4 protein-coding genes are annotated in these 1,696 nt (G+C 40.9%); all 4 read left to right on the top strand.

The window, feature by feature from the left end:
* The coding region (gene wsfD / locus AC1DWN_RS33405; RefSeq protein WP_477563130.1) for a glycan biosynthesis hexose transferase WsfD at window positions 1–307 on the top strand (307 nt) is incomplete at its 5' end.
* A 9-nt stretch (window positions 308–316) separates the two neighbouring features.
* Complete coding sequence (locus AC1DWN_RS33400) at window positions 317–583, top strand: hypothetical protein (protein WP_477563129.1); 267 nt, start codon at window positions 317–319, stop codon at window positions 581–583.
* Between the two features lie 196 nt (window positions 584–779).
* Window positions 780–1,244, top strand: coding sequence for a hypothetical protein (locus AC1DWN_RS33395; protein WP_477563128.1), 465 nt, complete (start codon window positions 780–782; stop codon window positions 1,242–1,244).
* A gap of 3 nt (window positions 1,245–1,247) precedes the next feature.
* A partial coding sequence (locus tag AC1DWN_RS33390) for a hypothetical protein (protein WP_477563127.1) occupies window positions 1,248–1,696 on the top strand: 449 nt, incomplete at its 3' end.

The following is a 1,696-nucleotide window of genomic DNA, read 5'->3' as shown; positions in this document are numbered from 1 at the left end:
GTTTAAACGTGAACATGTCCCAAATACACTAGCTTTTGTCATACTCATTTATGTCCTTTATTATGCTGGGGTTGTGTTTGAATATACGCGAAAACATAATTTGAGGGATCGTGCTCGTGTGGATATTTTCGCAGGGATCGGGCTGATTGGCATGTTTGGCTTTGCAGTACCTCTTCTAGGCGACGGCGAAGCTGATCTGGGCAAGCATTTATTTTTGTTCAATGTTTGTTTTGATTTGATGCTCGTTGTCGGCTTGATCTACATGATGAGAAAAGTTGTAGGACTAGTAAGTAGAACCAGGGGGTAGACGGAGCCGGTGAGAAAACCTATTGTTCGAGCTTTTATTGTAGGGCTGGCAGTTGTATTTGTTTATTATGCTTTTCAAATTGTTCAGGGAATGATTCTTACCCTTCGTTACGTTCCAGATGTGGTGAAGGCTTACGACTCAGTTGATTATTTGCAGCATGAGGTCTCTTTTGGGATTATCTCAAGTCCCGTGTGGATAGTAATTGAGATTTTGGGTTTAATGGCACTTGGAATGGTTGTTTATTATTTGGGGAGATTGCTGCGAAGGAAGTTGTAGGTAGATGATCGATTAACTCTTAGGAGTAGCCGTTACAGCAGCAGCGGCTTTCGCTGCGTTTGCTGAATCATCTGCTGCAAGCGGCTACCATCGCCACAACCGCTACCCTTGCTTATGAGGGTACTCACTATTTAGTGAGGCTTCCCTCACAAGCATCACAATAATGAAATTCCAGACGGTGAAATTAGGAGGCATAATGAGAAAAGCACTGARAGTCATAGAATGGACATTGCTTGTTGCCATGGGAGGATTTGCACTGCAGTTTCTTCTTGCTCCATTAGACTGGTTTGAGAGAGATCCCGTGAAAGAAGAAGCGAAGGAAAAAGGTTACTATTACAAGGTTGATTCTGAAACACAAACCTATTTTGACAAAAAAATTCGCGTAGATGGCGTTATTTATGGCAATGGTGAGTTAATTGTCTATATGAAAGGCAAAGGAATTTCAATATACGAAAAAATACCGTTTAGAGTACAAGTGACGACGGATACAAATGAAACTTTTACATCATCAGGAGGTGGTTCTTCTAGTGGTGTCTTTACAACAAACGGGTATTATAGATTCAGAGATGTTCCGCAAGGGATTAAGGAAATAACGATTCATCAAGAAGCCTTTAATGAATCCTTCTCGTTTCAAGTGTCACTTGATAAAGGAGGGAAGTGATTAATGAATAACCGGATGAAAGCTTTATCAGGCCATCTCATAAGGTGGATACTTATTTTACTCGCCCTCTTTGTTATTTACTTCGCCATGTTCACACCCAAAGCTTGGGATTTAGAAAATGTCGTTCATTACTCACTCAGCGGAATGGAAAGTCCAGATGCGCCAATTACAGCAAGGATGTCAAGTGGTCATGGTTATGAAAATATTCTAATGGTGGATCGCATTAATGGTATATATCATCATATGTTTGTTAAGCGTGTTTTTGGTCTGCTTTGGATGAATGCAGGGGGCGGCTTTGGTATGCCTATCAAGTCTGATATTTTGCTTAACTTTCGGGGAGGCATGTCCACCTTCGGGAAATATCAGCATTATTATTACTTAGGGCAGGTTAATGATCCTAATATTAGCAAGCTTCATATTAAGTGGCATGATGGGTACGAGCAGGATATTGC

The sequence above is a fragment of the Paenibacillus sp. P4_A7 genome (genome assembly GCF_056402455.1).
The sequence above is the reverse complement of the archived record's forward strand: the minus strand, read 5'-3'. Positions and strand labels throughout refer to the sequence as shown.